The sequence below is a fragment of the Pseudomonas sp. Irchel s3h17 genome (assembly GCF_900187505.1).
GTDB lineage: Bacteria > Pseudomonadota > Gammaproteobacteria > Pseudomonadales > Pseudomonadaceae > Aquipseudomonas.
In genome coordinates, this window is record NZ_FYDL01000002.1 from 95,882 (window position 1) to 114,976 (window position 19,095).

General features: G+C 59.8%; 14 protein-coding genes. All 14 read right to left on the reverse strand.

Annotated features, from left to right (window positions below; all coding sequences use genetic code 11):
* Window positions 1-118: 118 nt before the first annotated feature.
* The 14 genes from eno to rseP all read right to left on the reverse strand — a co-directional run bounded on the left by eno (window position 119) and on the right by rseP (window position 19,058).
* Window positions 119-1,408 (reverse strand): phosphopyruvate hydratase, encoded by a 1,290-nt coding sequence (gene eno / locus CKW25_RS02555; RefSeq protein WP_095077465.1) that lies wholly within the window; start codon window positions 1,406-1,408, stop codon window positions 119-121.
* Window positions 1,409-1,565: 157 nt separating this feature from the next.
* Window positions 1,566-2,411: a 3-deoxy-8-phosphooctulonate synthase gene (gene kdsA, locus CKW25_RS02560; RefSeq protein WP_095077915.1), complete on the reverse strand. Its 846-nt coding sequence runs from the start codon at window positions 2,409-2,411 to the stop codon at window positions 1,566-1,568.
* Between the two features lie 5 nt (window positions 2,412-2,416).
* Window positions 2,417-4,048 (reverse strand): CTP synthase, encoded by a 1,632-nt coding sequence (locus tag CKW25_RS02565; RefSeq protein ID WP_095077466.1) that lies wholly within the window; start codon window positions 4,046-4,048, stop codon window positions 2,417-2,419.
* A 274-nt stretch (window positions 4,049-4,322) separates the two neighbouring features.
* Window positions 4,323-5,651, reverse strand: a complete 1,329-nt coding sequence (tilS, locus tag CKW25_RS02570; RefSeq protein WP_095077916.1) for a tRNA lysidine(34) synthetase TilS — start codon at window positions 5,649-5,651, stop codon at window positions 4,323-4,325.
* Window positions 5,652-5,780: 129 nt separating this feature from the next.
* Window positions 5,781-6,728 (reverse strand): acetyl-CoA carboxylase carboxyltransferase subunit alpha, encoded by a 948-nt coding sequence (locus tag CKW25_RS02575; protein WP_095077467.1) that lies wholly within the window; start codon window positions 6,726-6,728, stop codon window positions 5,781-5,783.
* Between the two features lie 140 nt (window positions 6,729-6,868).
* Window positions 6,869-10,390: a DNA polymerase III subunit alpha gene (dnaE, locus tag CKW25_RS02580; RefSeq protein ID WP_095077468.1), complete on the reverse strand. Its 3,522-nt coding sequence runs from the start codon at window positions 10,388-10,390 to the stop codon at window positions 6,869-6,871.
* A gap of 131 nt (window positions 10,391-10,521) precedes the next feature.
* A complete protein-coding gene (rnhB, locus tag CKW25_RS02585; protein ID WP_095077469.1) occupies window positions 10,522-11,148 on the reverse strand; it encodes a ribonuclease HII in 627 nt (208 codons plus the stop codon).
* A gap of 11 nt (window positions 11,149-11,159) precedes the next feature.
* Entirely contained in the window at window positions 11,160-12,290 is a 1,131-nt protein-coding gene (lpxB, locus tag CKW25_RS02590) for a lipid-A-disaccharide synthase (RefSeq protein WP_095077470.1), read from the reverse strand.
* Between the two features lie 2 nt (window positions 12,291-12,292).
* On the reverse strand, window positions 12,293-13,069 hold the full coding sequence (gene lpxA / locus CKW25_RS02595; RefSeq protein WP_095077471.1) for an acyl-ACP--UDP-N-acetylglucosamine O-acyltransferase: 777 nt from the start codon (window positions 13,067-13,069) through the stop codon (window positions 12,293-12,295).
* Window positions 13,066-13,506, reverse strand: a complete 441-nt coding sequence (fabZ, locus tag CKW25_RS02600) for a 3-hydroxyacyl-ACP dehydratase FabZ (RefSeq protein ID WP_095077472.1) — start codon at window positions 13,504-13,506, stop codon at window positions 13,066-13,068. Before fabZ ends, lpxA begins: the two co-directional genes overlap by 4 nt.
* A 108-nt stretch (window positions 13,507-13,614) precedes the next feature.
* Window positions 13,615-14,670, reverse strand: a complete 1,056-nt coding sequence (gene lpxD, locus CKW25_RS02605; protein ID WP_095077473.1) for a UDP-3-O-(3-hydroxymyristoyl)glucosamine N-acyltransferase — start codon at window positions 14,668-14,670, stop codon at window positions 13,615-13,617.
* Between the two features lie 3 nt (window positions 14,671-14,673).
* Window positions 14,674-15,177: an OmpH family outer membrane protein gene (locus tag CKW25_RS02610; protein WP_095077474.1), complete on the reverse strand. Its 504-nt coding sequence runs from the start codon at window positions 15,175-15,177 to the stop codon at window positions 14,674-14,676.
* 45 nt (window positions 15,178-15,222) lie between these two features.
* On the reverse strand, window positions 15,223-17,631 hold the full coding sequence (gene bamA, locus CKW25_RS02615; protein WP_095077475.1) for an outer membrane protein assembly factor BamA: 2,409 nt from the start codon (window positions 17,629-17,631) through the stop codon (window positions 15,223-15,225).
* A 74-nt stretch (window positions 17,632-17,705) separates the two neighbouring features.
* Window positions 17,706-19,058 (reverse strand): sigma E protease regulator RseP, encoded by a 1,353-nt coding sequence (rseP, locus tag CKW25_RS02620; RefSeq protein ID WP_095077476.1) that lies wholly within the window; start codon window positions 19,056-19,058, stop codon window positions 17,706-17,708.
* Window positions 19,059-19,095 lie beyond the last annotated feature (37 nt).

The window sequence follows — 19,095 nt, forward strand, 5'->3', positions numbered from 1 at the left end:
CTGATAGCACGAAGCCTGGAAGAACCAGGCTCGTACTCTAAAGCATCAGATTAGTGGCAAAAAACCCGCTGTAGCGTTTTTTTTCGACACAATCCGGTGTCTTTTTACGCGTCCAGGCTTAGCCGCGGAACTCGCTACGGCCATTGTACTTGGCCTTGGCGCCCAATTGCTCTTCGATACGCAGCAGTTGGTTGTACTTGGAAACGCGGTCGGAGCGGCACAGCGAACCGGTCTTGATCTGGCCAGCCGAGGTGCCCACGGCCAGGTCGGCAATGGTCGAATCTTCGGTTTCGCCGGAACGGTGCGAGATCACCGCAGTGTAACCAGCGGCCTTGGCCATCTGGATCGCTTCCAGGGTCTCGGTCAGGGTGCCGATCTGGTTGAACTTGATCAGGATCGAGTTGGCGATCTTTTTATCGATGCCTTCTTTCAGGATCTTGGTGTTGGTCACAAACAGGTCGTCGCCCACCAGCTGGGTCTTTTCGCCGATCTTGTCGGTGAGGATTTTCCAGCCTGCCCAGTCGGACTCGTCCAGGCCATCTTCAATGGAGATGATCGGGTAACGCTCGGTCAGACCTTTGAGGTAGTCGGCGAAACCTTCGGCGGTGAACACCTGGCCTTCACCGGACAGGTTGTACTTGCCGTCTTCGTAGAATTCGCTGGCCGCGCAGTCCAGTGCCAGGGTCACGTCGGTGCCGAGTTTGTAGCCAGCGTTGGCCACCGCTTCGGAGATCACTTTCAGTGCGTCTTCGTTGGACGCCAGGTTCGGCGCGAAACCACCTTCGTCACCCACGGCAGTGCTCAGGCCACGGGCCTTCAGAACGGCTTTGAGGTGATGGAAAATCTCGGTGCCCATGCGCAGACCTTCCGAGAAAGTCTTGGCGCCAACTGGCTGCACCATGAATTCCTGGATGTCGACGTTGTTATCGGCGTGCTCGCCACCGTTGATGATGTTCATCATCGGAACCGGCATCGAGTAGACACCCGGGGTGCCGTTCAGGTTGGCGATGTGGGCGTACAGCGGCAGGTCCTGGTCGTGAGCGGCAGCCTTGGCGGCGGCCAGGGACACGGCGAGGATGGCGTTGGCGCCCAGGCTGCCTTTGTTCTCGGTACCGTCCAGCTCGATCATGATGCGATCGAGGGTTTTCTGGTCAATCGGGTCTTTACCCAGCAGCGCGGTGCGGATCGGGCCATTGATGTTGGCCACGGCCTTCAATACACCTTTGCCCAGGTAACGGCTCTTGTCGCCATCACGCAGCTCCAGCGCTTCGCGCGAGCCAGTGGAAGCACCGGACGGCGCGCAGGCGCTGCCGATGATGCCGTTGTCGAGAAGCACGTCCGCTTCGACAGTGGGATTGCCACGGGAGTCGAGAACTTCACGACCTTTGATGTCGACGATTTTTGCCATTGTTGTAAACACTCCAAAGTTGACGAAAACGACGCAGCTGTAGGAAAGCTTTTTACCGTCGGCAAGTGATATGCAGCGGGCAGACTTGCGGACGATAAGGCCCGGACCCAAAGGTCCGAGCGTTAAATCGTGCGGTACTTTACCGGAGAATCGAGGGTTACGCGGTTTCTACCGTCGGAAAACTCTTCACCAGATCGTCCAGGGCTTTGAGCTGGGTCAGGAAAGGCTCCAGCTTGTCCAGGCGCAAGGCGCAAGGGCCGTCACACTTGGCGTTGTCCGGATCCGGATGAGCCTCCAGGAACAGGCCGGCCAGCGACTGGCTCATGCCGGCCTTGGCGAGGTCTGTCACCTGGGCGCGGCGACCACCGGCGGAATCGGAGCGACCACCGGGCATTTGCAGCGCGTGGGTCACGTCGAAGAACACCGGGTACTCGAACTGCTTCATGATGCCGAAGCCGAGCATGTCCACCACCAGGTTGTTGTAGCCGAAGCTCGAACCACGCTCGCAGAGGATCAACTGATCGTTACCCGCCTCTTCGCACTTGCTCAGGATGTGTCGCATTTCCTGAGGGGCGAGGAATTGGGCCTTCTTGATGTTGATCACAGCGCCGGTCTTGGCCATCGCGACGACCAGGTCGGTCTGGCGCGACAGGAAGGCCGGCAACTGGATGATGTCGCAGACTTCAGCAACCATTGCAGCCTGCTCAGGCTCATGGACATCGGTGATGACCGGCACGCCAAAGGCTTGCTTGATGTCCTGGAAAATCCGCAGGCCTTCCTCGAGGCCCGGGCCCCGATAGGAAGCGACCGACGAGCGGTTGGCCTTGTCGAAGCTGGCCTTGAACACGTAAGGGATACCGAGCTTTTCGGTGACCTTGACGTATTCCTCACAGACCTGCATCGCCATTTCGCGGCTTTCCAGCACGTTCATGCCACCGAACAGCACCATCGGTTTGTCGTTGGCGATTTCGATGTTGCCGACGCGGATGATCTTTTGAGCCATCAGGTTCAAGCCTTCTTCTGGTGTTGAGCCAAAGCTGCTTTGACAAAACCACTGAACAGCGGGTGACCGTCACGCGGAGTCGAGGTGAACTCCGGGTGGAACTGGCAAGCCACGAACCATGGGTGGTCCGGGGCCTCGACCACTTCGACCAGCGCGCCATCACCGGAACGACCAGAGACTTTCAGACCGGCCTCGATGATTTGTGGCAGCAGCTTGTTGTTCACTTCATAACGATGGCGATGACGCTCGACGATCACGTCCTTGCCATAGCAATCATGAACCAGGGAGCCGGCTTCCAGCAGGCAGTCCTGGGCACCCAGGCGCATGGTGCCGCCCAGGTCGGACGACTCGGTACGGGTTTCAACGGCGCCGGTGGCATCTTCCCACTCGGTGATCAGGCCCACGACCGGGTGACCACTGGTGCGATCGAATTCGGTGGAGTTGGCGTCTTTCCAGCCCATCACGTTACGAGCGAACTCGATCACGGCCACTTGCATGCCCAGGCAGATACCCAGGTAGGGAATCTTGTTTTCGCGAGCGTATTGAACGGCGGTGATCTTGCCTTCCACGCCACGCAGACCGAAGCCGCCAGGCACCAGGATCGCGTCCACGCCTTCCAGCAGCGCAGTGCCCTGGTTCTCGATGTCTTCCGAATCGATGTAGCGCAGGTTGACCTTGGTACGGTTGCTGATACCGGCGTGACTCATCGCTTCGATCAGCGACTTGTAGGCGTCGAGCAGTTCCATGTACTTGCCGACCATCGCGATGGTGACTTCGTGCTCCGGGTTCAGCTTGGCATCGACCACCGCTTCCCACTCGGACAGATCGGCGCTGTCGCATTGCAGGCCGAAACGCTCCACGACGAAATCATCCAGGCCCTGGGCGTGCAGGATGCCCGGGATCTTGTAGATGGTATCGGCGTCTTCCAGAGCGATGACCGCACGTTCTTCAACGTTGGTGAACTGCGCGATCTTGCGACGCGAAGACAGGTCGATCGGGTGGTCGGAACGGCATACCAGTACGTCAGGCTGCAGGCCGATGGAACGCAGTTCCTTGACCGAGTGCTGGGTAGGCTTGGTTTTGGTTTCGCCGGCAGTGGCGATATATGGCACCAGCGTCAGGTGCATCAGCATCGCGCGCTTGGCGCCGACTTCGAAACGCAATTGACGGATGGCTTCGAGGAACGGTTGGGACTCGATGTCACCCACGGTGCCACCGATCTCGACCATCGCCACGTCGGCATCGCCAGCACCCTTGATGATGCGGCGCTTGATTTCGTCGGTGATGTGCGGAATCACCTGGATGGTTGCACCCAGGTAGTCACCACGGCGCTCCTTGCGCAGCACGTGCTCGTAGACACGCCCCGTGGTGAAGTTGTTGTTCTGGGTCATGGTCGTGCGGATGAACCGCTCGTAGTGGCCCAGGTCCAGGTCGGTCTCGGCGCCGTCGTGAGTGACGAACACTTCACCGTGCTGGAACGGGCTCATGGTGCCCGGGTCAACGTTGATGTACGGGTCCAGCTTGAGCATGGTGACCTTAAGTCCCCGCGCCTCCAGGATGGCCGCCAATGAAGCCGATGCAATGCCTTTCCCCAAAGAAGAAACAACACCGCCCGTGACGAATATGTAGCGCGTCATGAAAAACCCTAGAAGTCTGCGTTAAAGCGGTCCGAGCCGCCGGGGAAAGCGAAGGAAGGCCGAAGCCCCCGATCACCTGCATTAATTACAGTGCATCTTTCAAAAAAACCGCCGCGTTGGGACAGACCGGCAGGTGAAACACCGGTAGGTTGCTCGCTACACATTTTTTGGAATCGCCCAGCAAAGACTGCTTGGTAATCGGCAACTCCTGCAATTCAGTCGAATCCACAGAAGTTGTATCAAGAAGGGAGCGTAGTCTACCGGAAAGCCCCTTTCAGCTCAAACCTTGATCGTTGATTGCTGGCTGCCACTGCAAAACGTAGTTCCCCCCAGCGCTACCGTCCAGCCCGGGCAGGTTTGCCACCGCTATCAATTGCTCATCGCAGTACAGCAGCGGCAATCTGCCACGGGCAAACAACGGCAAACGACTTTCATTGAGCAAGCGCTTGAGATCGCGATGCCCGCGACCGGGCAACGCCATGACCTCCCCGCCCTGCCGGTAGCACACGCTGAGCAGGCCTTGGGGCACGGCTCCGTGAATGCTGAGCCGGCCGTTGTCAGGCAGCAACAACGGCACCGACGGATCAGCCCAGTTCCTGCCAAGCGGCGCAAGCGCCAGCCAGTCACGGGACAACCACCAGATGCGTCCGTTGGCCCGATGCAGCTCACCGTCGGCCAGGCGCCAGACCGGCCGGGCATCCACGGCGGCCTCACGCAAGTCGGCCCAACCCGACCAATGGTCACTGTCGGGCAGGCGCGATAACGGGCTCAGCCAATGACTGAGCGCATTGCGCTGGCGGGCAGCGGACAGGTTTTCCAGCGCGCCCATCTCCAGGGAAGGCACGCCCAGCCAATCGAATTCGCTGACGGTAGCAGCCTGCGCCAGGTCCATCCCGGCCAGCTCATCGAGCAATCCTTGCGCCTCGCTCAAGTGTGCGGCGCTACGCGCCATGGTGGCGACCGCCTGGGGCCAACGCTGAGTGAGCGCCGGGATGATCTGTTGGCGCAGGAAATTGCGGGAGAACTGCTGGTCGGCGTTCGAAGGGTCTTCAACCCAGCTCAACCGATGCTCGGCGGCGTAGGCTTCAAGGTCGGCCCGGGAGACCTCCAGCAACGGCCGCACCAGATGCCCGCGTCCCAACGGGCGTTGCACCGGCATCGCCGCAAGCCCACGCACCCCTGCCCCGCGCAACAGCCGGAACAGCAAGGTCTCGGCTTGATCATCGCGGTGCTGGGCGGTCAGCAACACCTCACCAGTTTGCGTCGCCTCGATGAAGGCGCCATAACGCGCGTCACGCGCCGCCCGCTCGCGACTCGCCCCCGTCAGCACCTGAACGCGAGCGACCGTCAATGGCACCCCCAACGCATCACACACTGCCTGACAATGTGCTGGCCACGCATCGGCCGCAGCCTGGAGGCCGTGATGGACATGGATGGCTTTGAGCGCGGGCAACGTCTGTTTTTTTGCGAGCTGTACCAGAAGGTGCAGCAGGACGGTGGAGTCGAGGCCACCGGAGAAGGCGATGCGCCAGGTGGGCGCGGTGCGCCAGGGCGTCAAGTTCAGCAGGAGCCTGGCAGAAAGATCAATCATGGGCTGACTCATATCGATCACTTTGCACAAATGAAATGTGGGAGCGGCTTGCTCACGAAAGCGGCTCAACATTCAACACATCAGTTGACTGTTATACCGCTTTCGCGAGCAAGCCCGCTCCCACATCAAAGCGAGATCAGATCAGAGACCGTAGCTCATCAGGCGCTCGTAACGGCGAGTCAGCAGCGCGTCGTTATCGAACTTCTTCAGCATCTTCAGTTGCGCGCTCAGTTCGGCACGGATCGAGGCGGCAGCGGCGGCCGGATCACGGTGCGCACCACCCAACGGTTCGCCGATCACTTTGTCGACGATACCCAGGCCTTTGAGGCGCTCTGCGGTAATACCCATGGCTTCGGCAGCATCCGGTGCCTTTTCCGCGGTTTTCCACAGGATCGACGCACAGCCTTCCGGCGAGATCACCGCGTAGGTCGAGTACTGCAGCATGTTCAGCTGATCGCAAACGCCGATCGCCAATGCACCGCCGGAACCACCTTCACCGATCACGGTGGCGATGATTGGGGTTTTCAGGCGCGCCATGACACGCAGGTTCCAGGCAATGGCCTCGCTCTGGTTACGCTCTTCAGCGTCGATCCCCGGGTAGGCGCCCGGCGTGTCGATGAAGGTCAGGATCGGCATCTTGAAACGCTCGGCCATTTCCATCAGGCGGCAGGCCTTGCGGTAGCCTTCCGGACGGGGCATGCCGAAGTTGCGACGCACCTTCTCGCGCACATCGCGGCCTTTCTGGTGACCGATGACCATCACGGGCTGGTCGTCCAGGCGGGCAACGCCCCCGACAATCGCGGCGTCATCGGAGAAGTGACGGTCACCGTGCAACTCGTCGAACTCGGTGAAGATGTGTTCGATGTAGTCCAGGGTGTACGGACGACGCGGATGACGCGCCAGACGTGCGATCTGCCAGCTGGTCAGTTTGCCGAAGATGTCTTCGGTCAGCGTGCTGCTCTTGTCCTGCAGGCGGGAGATCTCATCGCCGATATTCAGCGAATTGTCATTACCGACCAAGCGCAACTCTTCGATCTTGGCTTGCAGGTCGGCGATCGGCTGTTCGAAATCTAGAAAATTCGGGTTCATAGGCGTCCGTCTTGGGTCGATGTCCAAGTGTCCTTGGGTCGGCCGATTGTCTATTCGCGCCCTACCTTAAGGGACAGGCGCGTTCAGGTCGAGATTAAAAATTCGGGTCAGGGTCAGGGCGCTTCAATGGCCCCTGGCCGTCAACGGTATTGGAGGAAGACGTTGTCTCGCCCGAACTGGTCACGCAGCGCTTGAATCAAGCTGTCTGCCGGATCGATTCGCCAGCCTTCGCCAAACTGCAGCAAGGCCTTGGCGTCGGGACGGGTGTACTCCAGGGTGATCGGGCACGCGCCGCGATGGCGCTTGAACAACTCACCCAGCCAGCGCAACTGATCGCCCTTGAGGTCCTGGGTCTGGACCTTCAGGCGCAAGCTTTCGGCCAGGTTGGTGCGGGCATCTTCCATGCTCATTACCCGCTTGACGCGTAACCGCAGGCCTCCAGAGAAGTCGTCGTTGCTGACTTCGCCTTCGACCACCACCATCGCATCGGTCTGCAGCAACGATTGCGCCGAGTGGAAGGCATCGGCAAACAGGGACGCCTCGATCCTGCCGGAGCGGTCGTCGAGGGTGATGAAGCCCATCTTGTCGCCCTTTTTGTTCTTCATCACACGCAGGGCGATGATCATGCCGGCGACGGTCTGGGTATCGCGGGCCGGCTTCAGGTCGATGATGCGTTGACGGGCAAAACGGCGAATCTCGCCTTCATACTCGTCGATCGGGTGCCCGGTCAGGTACAGGCCCAAGGTATCTTTCTCGCCTTTGAGGCGCTCCTTGAGCGTCAGCTCCTTGGCCTTGCGGTGATTGGCATAGACGTCGGCGTCTTCTTCCACGAACAGGCCGCCAAACAGGTCGGCATGCCCGCTGTCGCGGGTGCGCGCGGTTTGTTCTGCAGCCTTGATCGCTTCTTCCATAGCCGTCAGCAAGACCGCCCGGTTGCGGTCGATATTGGCCTGATAGGCTTTCGGCTCGTCATGGAAGTAAGGGCCAAGACGATCCAGTGCACCGCTGCGGATCAAACCGTCCAGGGTGCGCTTGTTGATACGCTTGAGGTCGACACGGGCGCAGAAGTCGAACAGATCCGTGAACGGACCTTCCTGACGCGCCTCGGTAATCGCCTCGACCGGCCCTTCGCCAACCCCCTTGATCGCACCCAGCCCATAAATAATGCGGCCTTCGTCATTAACCGTGAACTTGAACTCCGATGTATTCACATCCGGCGCGTCGAGACGCAGCTTCATGGTGCGAATTTCTTCGATCAAGGTCACGACCTTGTCGGTGTTGTGCATGTCCGCCGAAAGCACCGCCGCCATGAACGGCGCCGGGTAGTGGGTTTTCAGCCACGCCGTCTGGTACGACACCAGGCCGTAGGCGGCAGAGTGGGACTTGTTGAAGCCGTAACCAGCGAACTTCTCTACCAGGTCGAAAATGTTACCGGCCAGGTCCGCGTCGATATTGTTAGCGGTGCAACCTTCAATGAAACCGCCGCGCTGCTTGGCCATTTCTTCGGGCTTTTTCTTACCCATCGCCCGACGCAGCATGTCCGCACCGCCGAGGGTGTATCCGGCCATGACCTGGGCGATCTGCATCACCTGTTCCTGGTACAGGATGATGCCGTAGGTTGGCGCCAATACCGGCTTGAGGCCTTCGTACTGGTAGTCCGAGTGCGGGTACGCCAGTTCGGCGCGACCGTGCTTACGGTTGATGAAGTCGTCCACCATGCCCGATTGCAATGGGCCCGGACGGAACAGGGCCACCAGTGCGATCAAGTCTTCCAGGCAGTCGGGCTTGAGCTTTTTGATCAGCTCTTTCATGCCGCGCGACTCAAGCTGGAACACTGCGGTGGTTTCAGCTTTTTGCAGCAACTGGTAAGTCGGCTTGTCGTCCAGCGGGATGAACGCGATGTCCAGCGGCGGTTGGTCGACCTTTGCGCGGTCGCGGTTGATGGTTTTCAGCGCCCAATCGATGACCGTCAGAGTCCGCAGCCCCAGGAAGTCGAACTTCACCAGGCCGGCAGCCTCGACGTCATCCTTGTCGAACTGGGTAACCAGGCCTCCGCCCTCTTCGTCGCAATAGATCGGCGAGAAGTCGGTCAACTTGGTCGGCGCAATTACCACGCCACCGGCGTGCTTGCCGACGTTACGCACAACCCCTTCCAGCTTGCGGGCCATTTCCCAGATTTCCGCGGCTTCTTCATCGACCTTGATGAAGTCACGCAGGATTTCTTCCTGTTCGTAGGCTTTTTCCAGGGTCATGCCGACTTCGAAGGGGATCATCTTCGACAGGCGATCCGCCAGGCCGTAGGACTTGCCCTGCACCCGCGCCACGTCACGGACCACCGCCTTGGCGGCCATGGAGCCGAAGGTGATGATCTGGCTGACCGCGTTGCGACCGTACTTCTCGGCCACGTAGTCGATGACGCGGTCACGGCCATCCATGCAGAAGTCGACGTCGAAGTCGGGCATGGAGACCCGTTCCGGGTTCAGGAAACGTTCGAACAGCAGGTCATATTCCAGCGGGTCGAGGTCGGTGATCTTCTGCACATAGGCCACCAGCGATCCGGCACCCGACCCACGGCCGGGGCCCACCGGGACGCCGTTGCTCTTGGCCCACTGGATAAAGTCCATCACGATCAGGAAGTAACCGGGAAACCCCATCTGGATGATGATATCCAGCTCGAAATTCAGCCGATCGACGTAGACCTGGCGCTTGGCCTCATAGTCTTCAGTGGTGTCCTTGGGCAGCAGGACGGACAAGCGCTCTTCCAGGCCATCGAAGGACACCTTGCGGAAATACTCGTCGATGGTCATGCCATCGGGAATCGGGAAGTTGGGCAGGAAGTGCGTCCCCAGCTTCACTTCGATGTTGCAGCGCTTGGCGATCTCGACCGTGTTTTCCAGCGCCTCGGGCAGGTCGCTGAACAGCTCGGCCATCTCCTCGGCGCTCTTGAGGTATTGCTGATCGCTGTAGTTCTTCGAGCGCCGTGGATCGTCGAGGGCTCGGCCCTCGCCGATGCACACGCGGGTTTCGTGGGCGGCGAAGTCTTCCTGCTTGATGAAGCGCACGTCGTTGGTGGCGACCAGCGGCGCGCCGATCCTGTCGGCCAGGGTTACAGCGGCGTGCAGTTGTTCTTCGTCGTTTGGCCGGTTGGTGCGCTGGATCTCCAGATAGAAACGGTCCGGGAACACTGCCATCCACTCGCGGGCCAGGATTTCGGCTTCTTCCGGGTTGCCACTGAGCAGCGCGACACCAATCTCGCCCTCTTTCGCCGCCGACAGCATGATCAAGCCTTCGTTGGCCTCGGCCACCCACTCGCGCTCGATGATGATCTGGCCATTGCGCTGGCCATCGATGAAGCCGCGGGAAATCAGCTCGGTAAGGTTGCGATAGCCAGTGGCATTCATCACCAGAAAGCTGATCCGGCTGAGCGCGTTATCGGGGTCCTTGTTCGACAGCCACAAGTCGGCGCCGCAGATCGGCTTGATCCCGGCACCCATGGTGTTTTTGTAGAACTTGACCAGGGAACACAGGTTGTTCTGGTCGGTCACGGCCACGGCCGGCATGTTCATGCCGACCAGCGTCTTGACCAGCGGCTTGATCCGCACCAGGCCGTCGACCAGGGAATACTCAGTGTGCAGGCGCAGGTGAACGAATGAAGCCGGCATAGTGATCCTGTCCAGAAACGTAAAGACAACAAGGCCCGGATTGTACCGGGCCTTGGCAAAAACATCAGCCTTGCGACCAGGGTCTGTTGACGCTGGGTGACGACCGCGACGGCGCCCAACGTCAACAGGCCCTAGGTCTCGAGCAAACCCTCGCGCGCCTCGTACGCCAGCCTCACGGGGGCGAACGAGCGCCGGTGAATCGGCGTCGGCCCCAGGCGGGCCAAGGCTTCCAGATGAACGGGAGTTGGATAGCCCTTGTGGCCACCGATGCCGTACCCCGGGTAAATCAATTCAAATGCCGCCATTTCCCGATCACGGCTGACTTTCGCCAGGATCGAGGCCGCCGCGATCGCCGGCACCTTGCTATCGCCCTTGACCACGGCCTCGGCCGGCATCGCCAGCTTCGGGCAACGGTTACCGTCGATCATCGCCAGTTTCGGCGTGATATGCAGCCCTTCGACCGCACGCTGCATGGCCAGCATGGTGGCATGCAGAATGTTCAGCTCATCGATTTCCTCGACCTCGGCGCGGGCAATACACCAGCTCAGGGCTTTTTCACGGATTTCGTCGTAGAGCTTCTCGCGACGCGCTTCGGTGAGCTTCTTGGAGTCATTGAGCCCGAGAATCGGCCGGTTCGGATCCAGGATCACCGCCGCCGTCACCACCGCGCCACACAACGGGCCACGGCCAACCTCGTCCACGCCAGCGACCAGGTCTTCGGCGTCTGCGACCAGGGTAAAGTCCAGCCCCATTTGCATCTTCACATTACTCATTGCGGGCTGCCGATCAGCGTGAGTACAGCTGTGGCCGCCTGGTTGGAGGCGTCGCGGCGCAAGGTCCGGTGGATCTGGTCAAACCCGGTGGTTTGCTCTTCCCCACCATCGATCAGCGGCGACAGGGTCAATGCCAGCGCCTCGGGCGTTGCGTCGTCCTGCAGCAACTCGGGCACCAGCAGACGCTGAGCCAGCAAGTTGGGCAGCGAAACGTAAGGGCTTTTCACCATGCGCTTGAGAATCCAGTAGGTCAGCGGCGCCAGGCGGTAGGCCACCACCATCGGCCGCTTGAACAACAGCGCCTCCAGCGTGGCCGTGCCCGATGCAATCAATACCGCATTGCAAGCCGCCAGCGCCTGGTGAGAACGCCCGTCGAGCAGGGTCACCGGCAAATCGCGACCGGCCAACAGCTCTTCGAGCTGCACACGGCGCTGGGGACTGGCGCAGGGTATGACGAACCGCACACCGGGGCGCATGGCGCGTAAACGCTCGGCGGCATCGAGGAACAAGCCCCCCAGGCGACCGACCTCACCGCCACGGCTACCTGGCATCAGGGCAACCAGCGGCCCGTCCGGCAAGCCCAGTTCGGCACGTGCCGCCGAGCGGTCAGCCTCCAGCGGGATCGCATCGGCCAGGGTGTGACCGACAAACCGCACCGGCACGCCCTTCTCTTCATAGAATCGGGCTTCGAATGGCAGCAGGGTCAGCATCAGATCGCAGCCTTCGCGGATCTTCAGCACACGCTTCTGACGCCAGGCCCAGACCGAAGGACTGACGTAGTGCACCGTCTTGATCCCGGCCTGACGCAGTTTCAGTTCGATATTGAGGGTGAAGTCCGGCGCATCGATGCCAATGAACACATCGGGCTTTTCGGCGACCAGCGTCTTGATCAGCTTTTTGCGCCGGGCCAGGAGTTCACGCAACCGACCCAGAACCTCCACCAGCCCCATGACCGACAAGCGCTCCATGGGGAAGTAGGACACCAGGCCTTCGGCCTCCATCAGCGGGCCACCGACCCCGATGAACTCGACCGCCGGATGCTGAGCCTTGAGTGCCCGCATCAATCCGGCGCCCAGAATATCGCCGGAGGCCTCACCCGCCACCAGCGCAATCCGCAGATTGGCCATGATCAGCGAGTAATGCCGCGGGTCGACGACTGGATCGAGTCGCGGAACACAGCGACTTCGGGAAACTGCGCCGAAGGCTCGGCCAGTTCGGCCAGCGCCTGCTCGACGGTCAGCCCCTGGCGGTACACCACCTTGTAGGCACGACGCAGGGCATGGATCGCCTCCTCGCTGAACCCACGACGGCGCATGCCCTCGAAGTTCATGCTGCGCGCTTCCGCTGGGTTACCGAACACCGTGACATAGGCCGGAACGTCCTTGCCGATGGCGGTACCCATGCCGGAAAAGCTGTGGGCGCCAATGTGGCAGTACTGATGAACCAGGGTGAAACCAGACAGGATCGCCCAGTCATCCACGTGCACGTGGCCAGCCAACGCCGTGTTGTTGACCAGGATGCAGTGATTGCCGATAACGCTGTCATGACCGATGTGGGCATAGGCCATGATCAGGTTGTGGTCACCCAGGGTGGTTTCGGAACGATCCTGGATGGTCCCCCGGTGAATGGTCACCCCTTCACGGATGACATTGTGATCTCCGATCACCAGGCGGGTTTCTTCGCCTTTGTACTTCAGATCAGGCGTGTCCTCACCTACCGAGGAGAACTGGTAGATACGGTTGTGCTTGCCGATCCGGGTCGGCCCCTTGAGCACCACGTGCGGGCCGATCACTGTTCCCTCGCCGATTTCCACACCTGCACCGACGATCGACCAAGGGCCGACCTCGACGCCTTCGGCCAGAATGGCCGTCGGATCGATGATTGCGCGAGGGTCAATCAAACTCATAGTTTGCGTTCCGCACAGATGATTTCAGCAGAGCAGACCGGCTTGCCATCGACCGAAGCCTGGCATTCGAACTTCCAGATCTGACGCTTGCAGCTCAGGAACTTCGCCTCCAGCACAAGCTGGTCGCCCGGCAGCACCGGCTGGCGGAAGCGCAATTTGTCAGAGCCGACAAAGTAGTAGAGCGTGCCATCGGCAGGCTTCACGTCGAGCATTTTGAAACCAAGGATTCCGGCAGCCTGAGCCATCGCCTCGATGATCAGTACACCCGGCATGATTGGATGCGCGGGAAAGTGACCATTGAAGAAGGGTTCGTTGATGCTGACATTCTTGTAGGCACGAATGCACTTGCCCTCAACATCCAGGTCCACTACCCGGTCCACCAGCAGGAACGGGTAACGGTGAGGCAGGTATTCGCGAATCTCGTTGATGTCCATCATTTCGGGGGGAAGCCTATGTAAAGATTGGGAGCGCGCGACGGACGCACACTCCTCTAGCAAATCAAGGAGGCAGTCTAACGGCTGTGCACACTTGATGTGGAAATGGTATCAGCCATCTGATGAAGCATTGCCGCCAGGGGTCACTTCCCCTACGTGCTTTTCCAGCTGTCGCAGGCGTCGCGCGATGTCATCGAGCTGACGGATGCGTGCCGCGCTTTTGCGCCACTCGGCAGCCGGTTGCATGGCGGTACCGGACGAATAGGCACCCGGTTCGGTGATCGAATGGGTGACCATGGTCATGCCGGTCAGGAATACGTTGTCGCAGATATCGATATGTCCAACCAGGCCGACACCGCCAGCCAGCATGCAATGCTTGCCGATTTTGGTACTGCCGGAAATCCCCACGCACGCGGCCATGGCGGTGTGATCACCGACCTGTACGTTGTGGGCGATCTGAATCTGGTTATCCAGCTTCACACCGTTGCCGATGATGGTGTCAGCCAACGCACCGCGGTCGATAGCGGTATTTACGCCAATCTCCACGTCGTCACCGATCGACACACCACCGACCTGGGCGATTTTCTGCCAGATGCCTTTCTCGTTGGCAAAACCGAAACCTTCGCCGCCCAGTACCGCACCGGACTGTATGACCACACGCTTGCCGATGCGCACGTCGTGGTACAGCGTCACCCGCGGTGCCAGCCAGCCACCCTCACCGATCTCGCTGCGAGCGCCGACGAAGCAATGCGCGCCAAGGGTCACCCCGGCAGCAATGCGTGCCCCGCTCTCGATCACGACAAAAGGGCCAACACTCGCGGCCGGATCAACCACCGCATCCGCCGCAATCACCGCTGTCGGGTGAATACCGGCTGCCGACTTGGGCTTGGGATCAAACAGGTGGGAAACCCGCGCATAGGCGGCATAGGGGTCAGGCACGACCAGCGCATCCCCGGCAAACCCTTCGGCGTCAGCGGCCTTCAGCAACACGGCTGCGGCCTGGCTGTCGGCCAGGTATTTACGGTATTGGGGGTTTGCCAGAAAGCTCAACTGAGCTGGGCCAGCCTCTTGCAAAGTGGCCAGCCCAGTAATGTCTCTTTCCGGGTCGCCACGAAGGGTGGCGCCAAGGAACTCGGCTAACTGGCCGAGCTTTTTAGTCACTGTCATGGATTACTTCAGCTGATTCATGCGCTCGATAACCTGGCGCGTGATGTCGTACTGAGGCTTGACATCAATCACTGCGCCACGCTCGAAGACCAGGTCAAAAGCACCTTTCTTGATGACTTCTTCCACAGCGCTGTCCAGTTTCGGCTTGAGCTGCTTCAGCATTTCACGGTCGGCAACGGCTTTGGCTTCGTTCAATTCCTTGGACTGGAACTGGAAGTCGCGGGCCTTTTGCTTGAATTCCAGCTCAAGGCGCTCACGCTCGCCCTGGGCCATCTTGTCGCCACCGCTCACCAGACGATCCTGGATGCCTTTGGCACTGCTTTCCAGGGTCTTGAGCTTGGACAGCTGCGGGCCGAACTTCTTCTCGGCATCCACGGCGTACTTCTTCGCCGCGTCAGACTCCAGCAGGGCCATCTGGTAGTTCAGTACTGCGATTTTCATCTCGGCAAATGCCGGGGTTGCTACCAGGACAGTTGCCAGGAGAACCAATTGAGTCAACTTACGCACGATGCACTCCTACAAAATCCATTGTCGTTATCTTGGGACAGACGCTTAGAACGTCTGACCGAGGGAGAATTGGAACACTTGAGTCTCAGCGTCGTCAGGCTTCTTCACCGGCATGGCCAGAGCAAAGCTCAACGGACCCAATGCGGTAACCCAGGTCACGCCGACACCCACGGAACTGGCCAGGTTGCTCAGGCTGACGTCTTCGCACTGTGTGTTGGACTTCGTGCCATTGGTGTTGATCGCCTGCTCGCACTTGGAGTCGAATACGTTACCCACGTCCCAGAACACGGAAGTACGCAGCGAACGCTGGTCCTTGACGAATGGCATCGGGAACAACAGCTCCGCACCACCCTGGATCAGGACGTTACCACCGAACGGCAGTGGATCCTGGTCCGGGTCGTAGATTGTACCCGGGTTACCCGTACCGCCACCTGCACCGTTCGGACCGTTAGCCCCACGACTCGGCGTACTGCGAGGACCCAGGCTGCTGTCCTTGAAGCCGCGAACCGAGTTGAAGCCACCAGCATAGTAGTTTTCGTAGAATGGCAAGCCATCGGTCGAACCGTAGCCGTCACCGTAACCCAGTTCGGTGTGGAAACGCATGGTGTAGGTGTCAGTCAGCGGCTGGAACAACTGGCCACGGTAATCGAGCTTGAAGAACGACAGGTCGCTACCCGGCGTGGTCGCTTCCACGGTCACGCTCTGGGAGTGACCACGGGTTGCCAATACGCCTTTGTTCAGTGTCGATTCGGACCAGCCGGCCGACGCCTTGAAGTTCAGGTACTTGTCGCCTTCACGGTTCACGAAGTCGAAAATTTCGTCGACAGTGTACTGGCCGGTCTGGATCTCGTCCTGCTGCGCGGTCAGACCAAAGGTCAGGCGCGACGTCTCGCTGATCGGATAACCGACGCTGACACCGGCACCCATGCTGTCAACCGAATAGCTGGAAACGTCAGTATCGAGTTCATCGTAGTCGGTGGTGCGATAGAACGCGTTGTAGCCCAGGCTCACGCCATCGGCCGTCCAGTAGGGGTCCACATAACCGAAGTTGTAGCTGCTCTGGTATTCACTGCGGGTCAAGCCGACGCTGACCTTGTTACCCGTACCCAGGAAGTTGTTCTGCGTGATCGAGCCACCCAGGATCAGACCGGCGCTCTGGGCAAAACCGACGCTGGCGGTAATGGAGCCGGACGCCTGCTCTTCAACGCTGTAGTTCACGTCAACCTGGTCATCGACACCCGGCACGGCCGGCGTCTCGACGTTGACTTCCTTGAAGAAGCCCAGGCGCTCCAGGCGGACCTTGGACTGGTCGATCAGGTAGGTCGAAGCCCAGCCACCTTCCATCTGACGCATTTCACGACGCAGCACTTCGTCTTCCGACTTGGTGTTGCCACGGAAGTTGATACGGTTCACGTAAGCGCGCTTGCCAGGATCGACCACAAAGGTGATGTCGACCGTGTGATCGTCGTCATGGGGCTGAGGCACACCGTTGACGTTGGCGAAGGTATAGCCCTCGTTACCCAGGCGACGGGTGATCAGGTCGGAGGTGGTGGTCATCAGCTTGCGCGAGAACACCTGGCCTTTTTGCACCAGCAACAGCGCCTTGACCTGGTCTTCAGGGACTTTCAGGTCACCGCTGAGTTTCACGTCACGAACGTTGTACTTCTGGCCTTCGTTGACGTTGACGGTGATGTAGACGTGTTTTTTATCCGGGGTGATGGACACCTGGGTCGAGGCGATATCCATGTTGATATAGCCACGGTCCAGGTAGTAGGAACGCAGACGTTCCAGGTCACCCGACAGTTTTTCACGCGCGTACTTGTCGTCGTTCTTGAAGAACGACAACCAGTTGGTGGTCCTGAGTTCGAACAGGTCGATCAGGTCTTCGTCGGCAAATACCGTGTTACCCACCACGTTGATGTGCTGGATCGCGGCAACGGTGCCTTCGTTGATATTGACCTTGAGGCCAACGCGGTTGCGTGGCTGGGGAACGACTTCGGTATCGACGGTCGCCGAGTAGCGACCCTGGGCTACGTACTGACGCTGCAGTTCGTTACGCACCCCTTCAAGGGTCGCGCGCTGGAAGATCTCGCCTTCAGCCAGGCCGGACTGCTTGAGGCCTTTCATCAAGTCTTCAGTGGAGATCGCCTTGTTGCCTTCGATCTCGATACTGGCAACCGACGGGCGCTCGACTACCGTGATGACCAGGACATTGCCATCACGACCCAGCTGGATATCCTGAAAGAAACCGGTTTTGAACAACGCACGAGTAGATTCCACCAGGCGACGATCGTCCGCCTGGTCACCGACGTTCAACGGCAAGGCACCAAAGACGCTACCCGCGGATACCCGCTGGAGGCCGTTGACGCGAATATCGGAGATAGTGAAGGACTCGGCGTGAACTTCGGCGATCATCAATACGGTGAAAACCGCAGTTAGCAGCAGACGTTTCATGAAGTCCTTTCTTATTCCAACTGGCAATAAACAAACTGCCGCAAAATGCGGCAGATTCGCAATTCAGCGAAGCGTTACAGTCGACCCAGATCGTTGACCAGAGCAAGCAACATCACCCCGATCACCAAACTGATACCGATCTGCATCCCCCAACCTTGCACCCGATCCGACAAGGGACGACCACGCGCCCACTCGATCAGATAAAACAACAAATGCCCCCCATCCAGTACAGGAATGGGCAACAAATTCAGAACCCCCAGGCTAATACTCAGATAAGCAAGGAAATTCAGGAAATCAGCAACACCCGACTGGGCAGAAGCGCCCGCCACTTTAGCAATGGTTATCGGTCCACTCAAGTTTTTTACCGAGAGCTCACCGAACAACATTTTCTTCAGCGAATCGAGGGTCAGCACACTCATGGTCCAGGTGCGTCGCGCACCTTCGCCAATGGCCGCGACAGGACCGAAGCTGACTTCACGGACCATCTCTGATGGCCATTCGACAGCTTTCACCCCTGCACCCAGGTAACCACTGGCTGCTTTCGCATCGCCGCGCTTCGCCAGGGTGACGGGGACGTCGATTTGAGCAGCGTCACGCTCGATGCGCAGCACAATCTTGGTACCAGGACGTACACGAACCTGATCCACCACTTGCTGCCAGTCGCTCAACGTCTGGCCATCCAGCGCCAGCAGGCGGTCTCCGCTTTTCAAGCCAGCGGCCTGCGCCGGCCCTTTTGGATCGAGCTCAGCCAACACCGGCGGCAAGGCCGGACGCCACGGACGAATACCGAGCGAGCGAATAGGATCAGGCTCATCGGTACCCTTGAGCCATTGATCCAGCACCAGTTCACGAGGCGAGTCGGCGCTGGAGCCCTGCTCTCGCACCAGCAGGTGAACGGTCCCGCTTTCACCCAGGCGCCGGACCAACTGCAAATTGACGTCCGCCCACCCCGACGTCGCCTCACCGTCGATGGCCGTGATTTCCTGCCCCGGAACCAAGCCGGCCTTGGCGGCAATGCTGCCGGCCTCGACACCACCGATGACCGGGCGCACCTGCTCGCTGCCCAGCATCGCCAGGCCCCAGAAGAACACGAAGGCCAACAGGAAGTTGGCGATAGGGCCGGCCGCAACGATGGCAATGCGCTGACGGACGGATTTGCGATTGAAGGACTGATCAAGCTGATCGGCCGGTACTTCGCCTTCACGCTCATCGAGCATTTTCACGTAGCCACCCAAGGGGATGGCGGCGATCACGAACTCGGTGCCACGCCGATCATGCCAGCGCAGCAACGGCATGCCGAAGCCCACGGAGAAACGCAGCACCTTGACGCCACAGCGACGCGCGACCCAGAAATGGCCAAATTCGTGAAAGGTGACCAGCACGCCCAAGGCCACCAGGGTGCCGACAATCATATAGAGCGCGCTCATCTACTTTCTCCGCAATCCTATTCAGCGCCGCCGCGAG

Coding starts and splice junctions, on each gene's coding strand:
- eno (WP_095077465.1), bottom strand. CDS start 1,408: ATGGCAAAAATCGTCGACATCAAAGGTCGTGAAGTTCTCGACTCCCGT.
- kdsA (WP_095077915.1), bottom strand. CDS start 2,411: ATGGCTCAAAAGATCATCCGCGTCGGCAACATCGAAATCGCCAACGAC.
- CKW25_RS02565 (WP_095077466.1), bottom strand. CDS start 4,048: ATGACGCGCTACATATTCGTCACGGGCGGTGTTGTTTCTTCTTTGGGG.
- tilS (WP_095077916.1), bottom strand. CDS start 5,651: ATGAGTCAGCCCATGATTGATCTTTCTGCCAGGCTCCTGCTGAACTTG.
- CKW25_RS02575 (WP_095077467.1), bottom strand. CDS start 6,728: ATGAACCCGAATTTTCTAGATTTCGAACAGCCGATCGCCGACCTGCAA.
- dnaE (WP_095077468.1), bottom strand. CDS start 10,390: ATGCCGGCTTCATTCGTTCACCTGCGCCTGCACACTGAGTATTCCCTG.
- rnhB (WP_095077469.1), bottom strand. CDS start 11,148: ATGCAAATGGGGCTGGACTTTACCCTGGTCGCAGACGCCGAAGACCTG.
- lpxB (WP_095077470.1), bottom strand. CDS start 12,290: ATGGCCAATCTGCGGATTGCGCTGGTGGCGGGTGAGGCCTCCGGCGAT.
- lpxA (WP_095077471.1), bottom strand. CDS start 13,069: ATGAGTTTGATTGACCCTCGCGCAATCATCGATCCGACGGCCATTCTG.
- fabZ (WP_095077472.1), bottom strand. CDS start 13,506: ATGATGGACATCAACGAGATTCGCGAATACCTGCCTCACCGTTACCCG.
- lpxD (WP_095077473.1), bottom strand. CDS start 14,670: ATGACAGTGACTAAAAAGCTCGGCCAGTTAGCCGAGTTCCTTGGCGCC.
- bamA (WP_095077475.1), bottom strand. CDS start 17,631: ATGAAACGTCTGCTGCTAACTGCGGTTTTCACCGTATTGATGATCGCC.
- rseP (WP_095077476.1), bottom strand. CDS start 19,058: ATGAGCGCGCTCTATATGATTGTCGGCACCCTGGTGGCCTTGGGCGTG.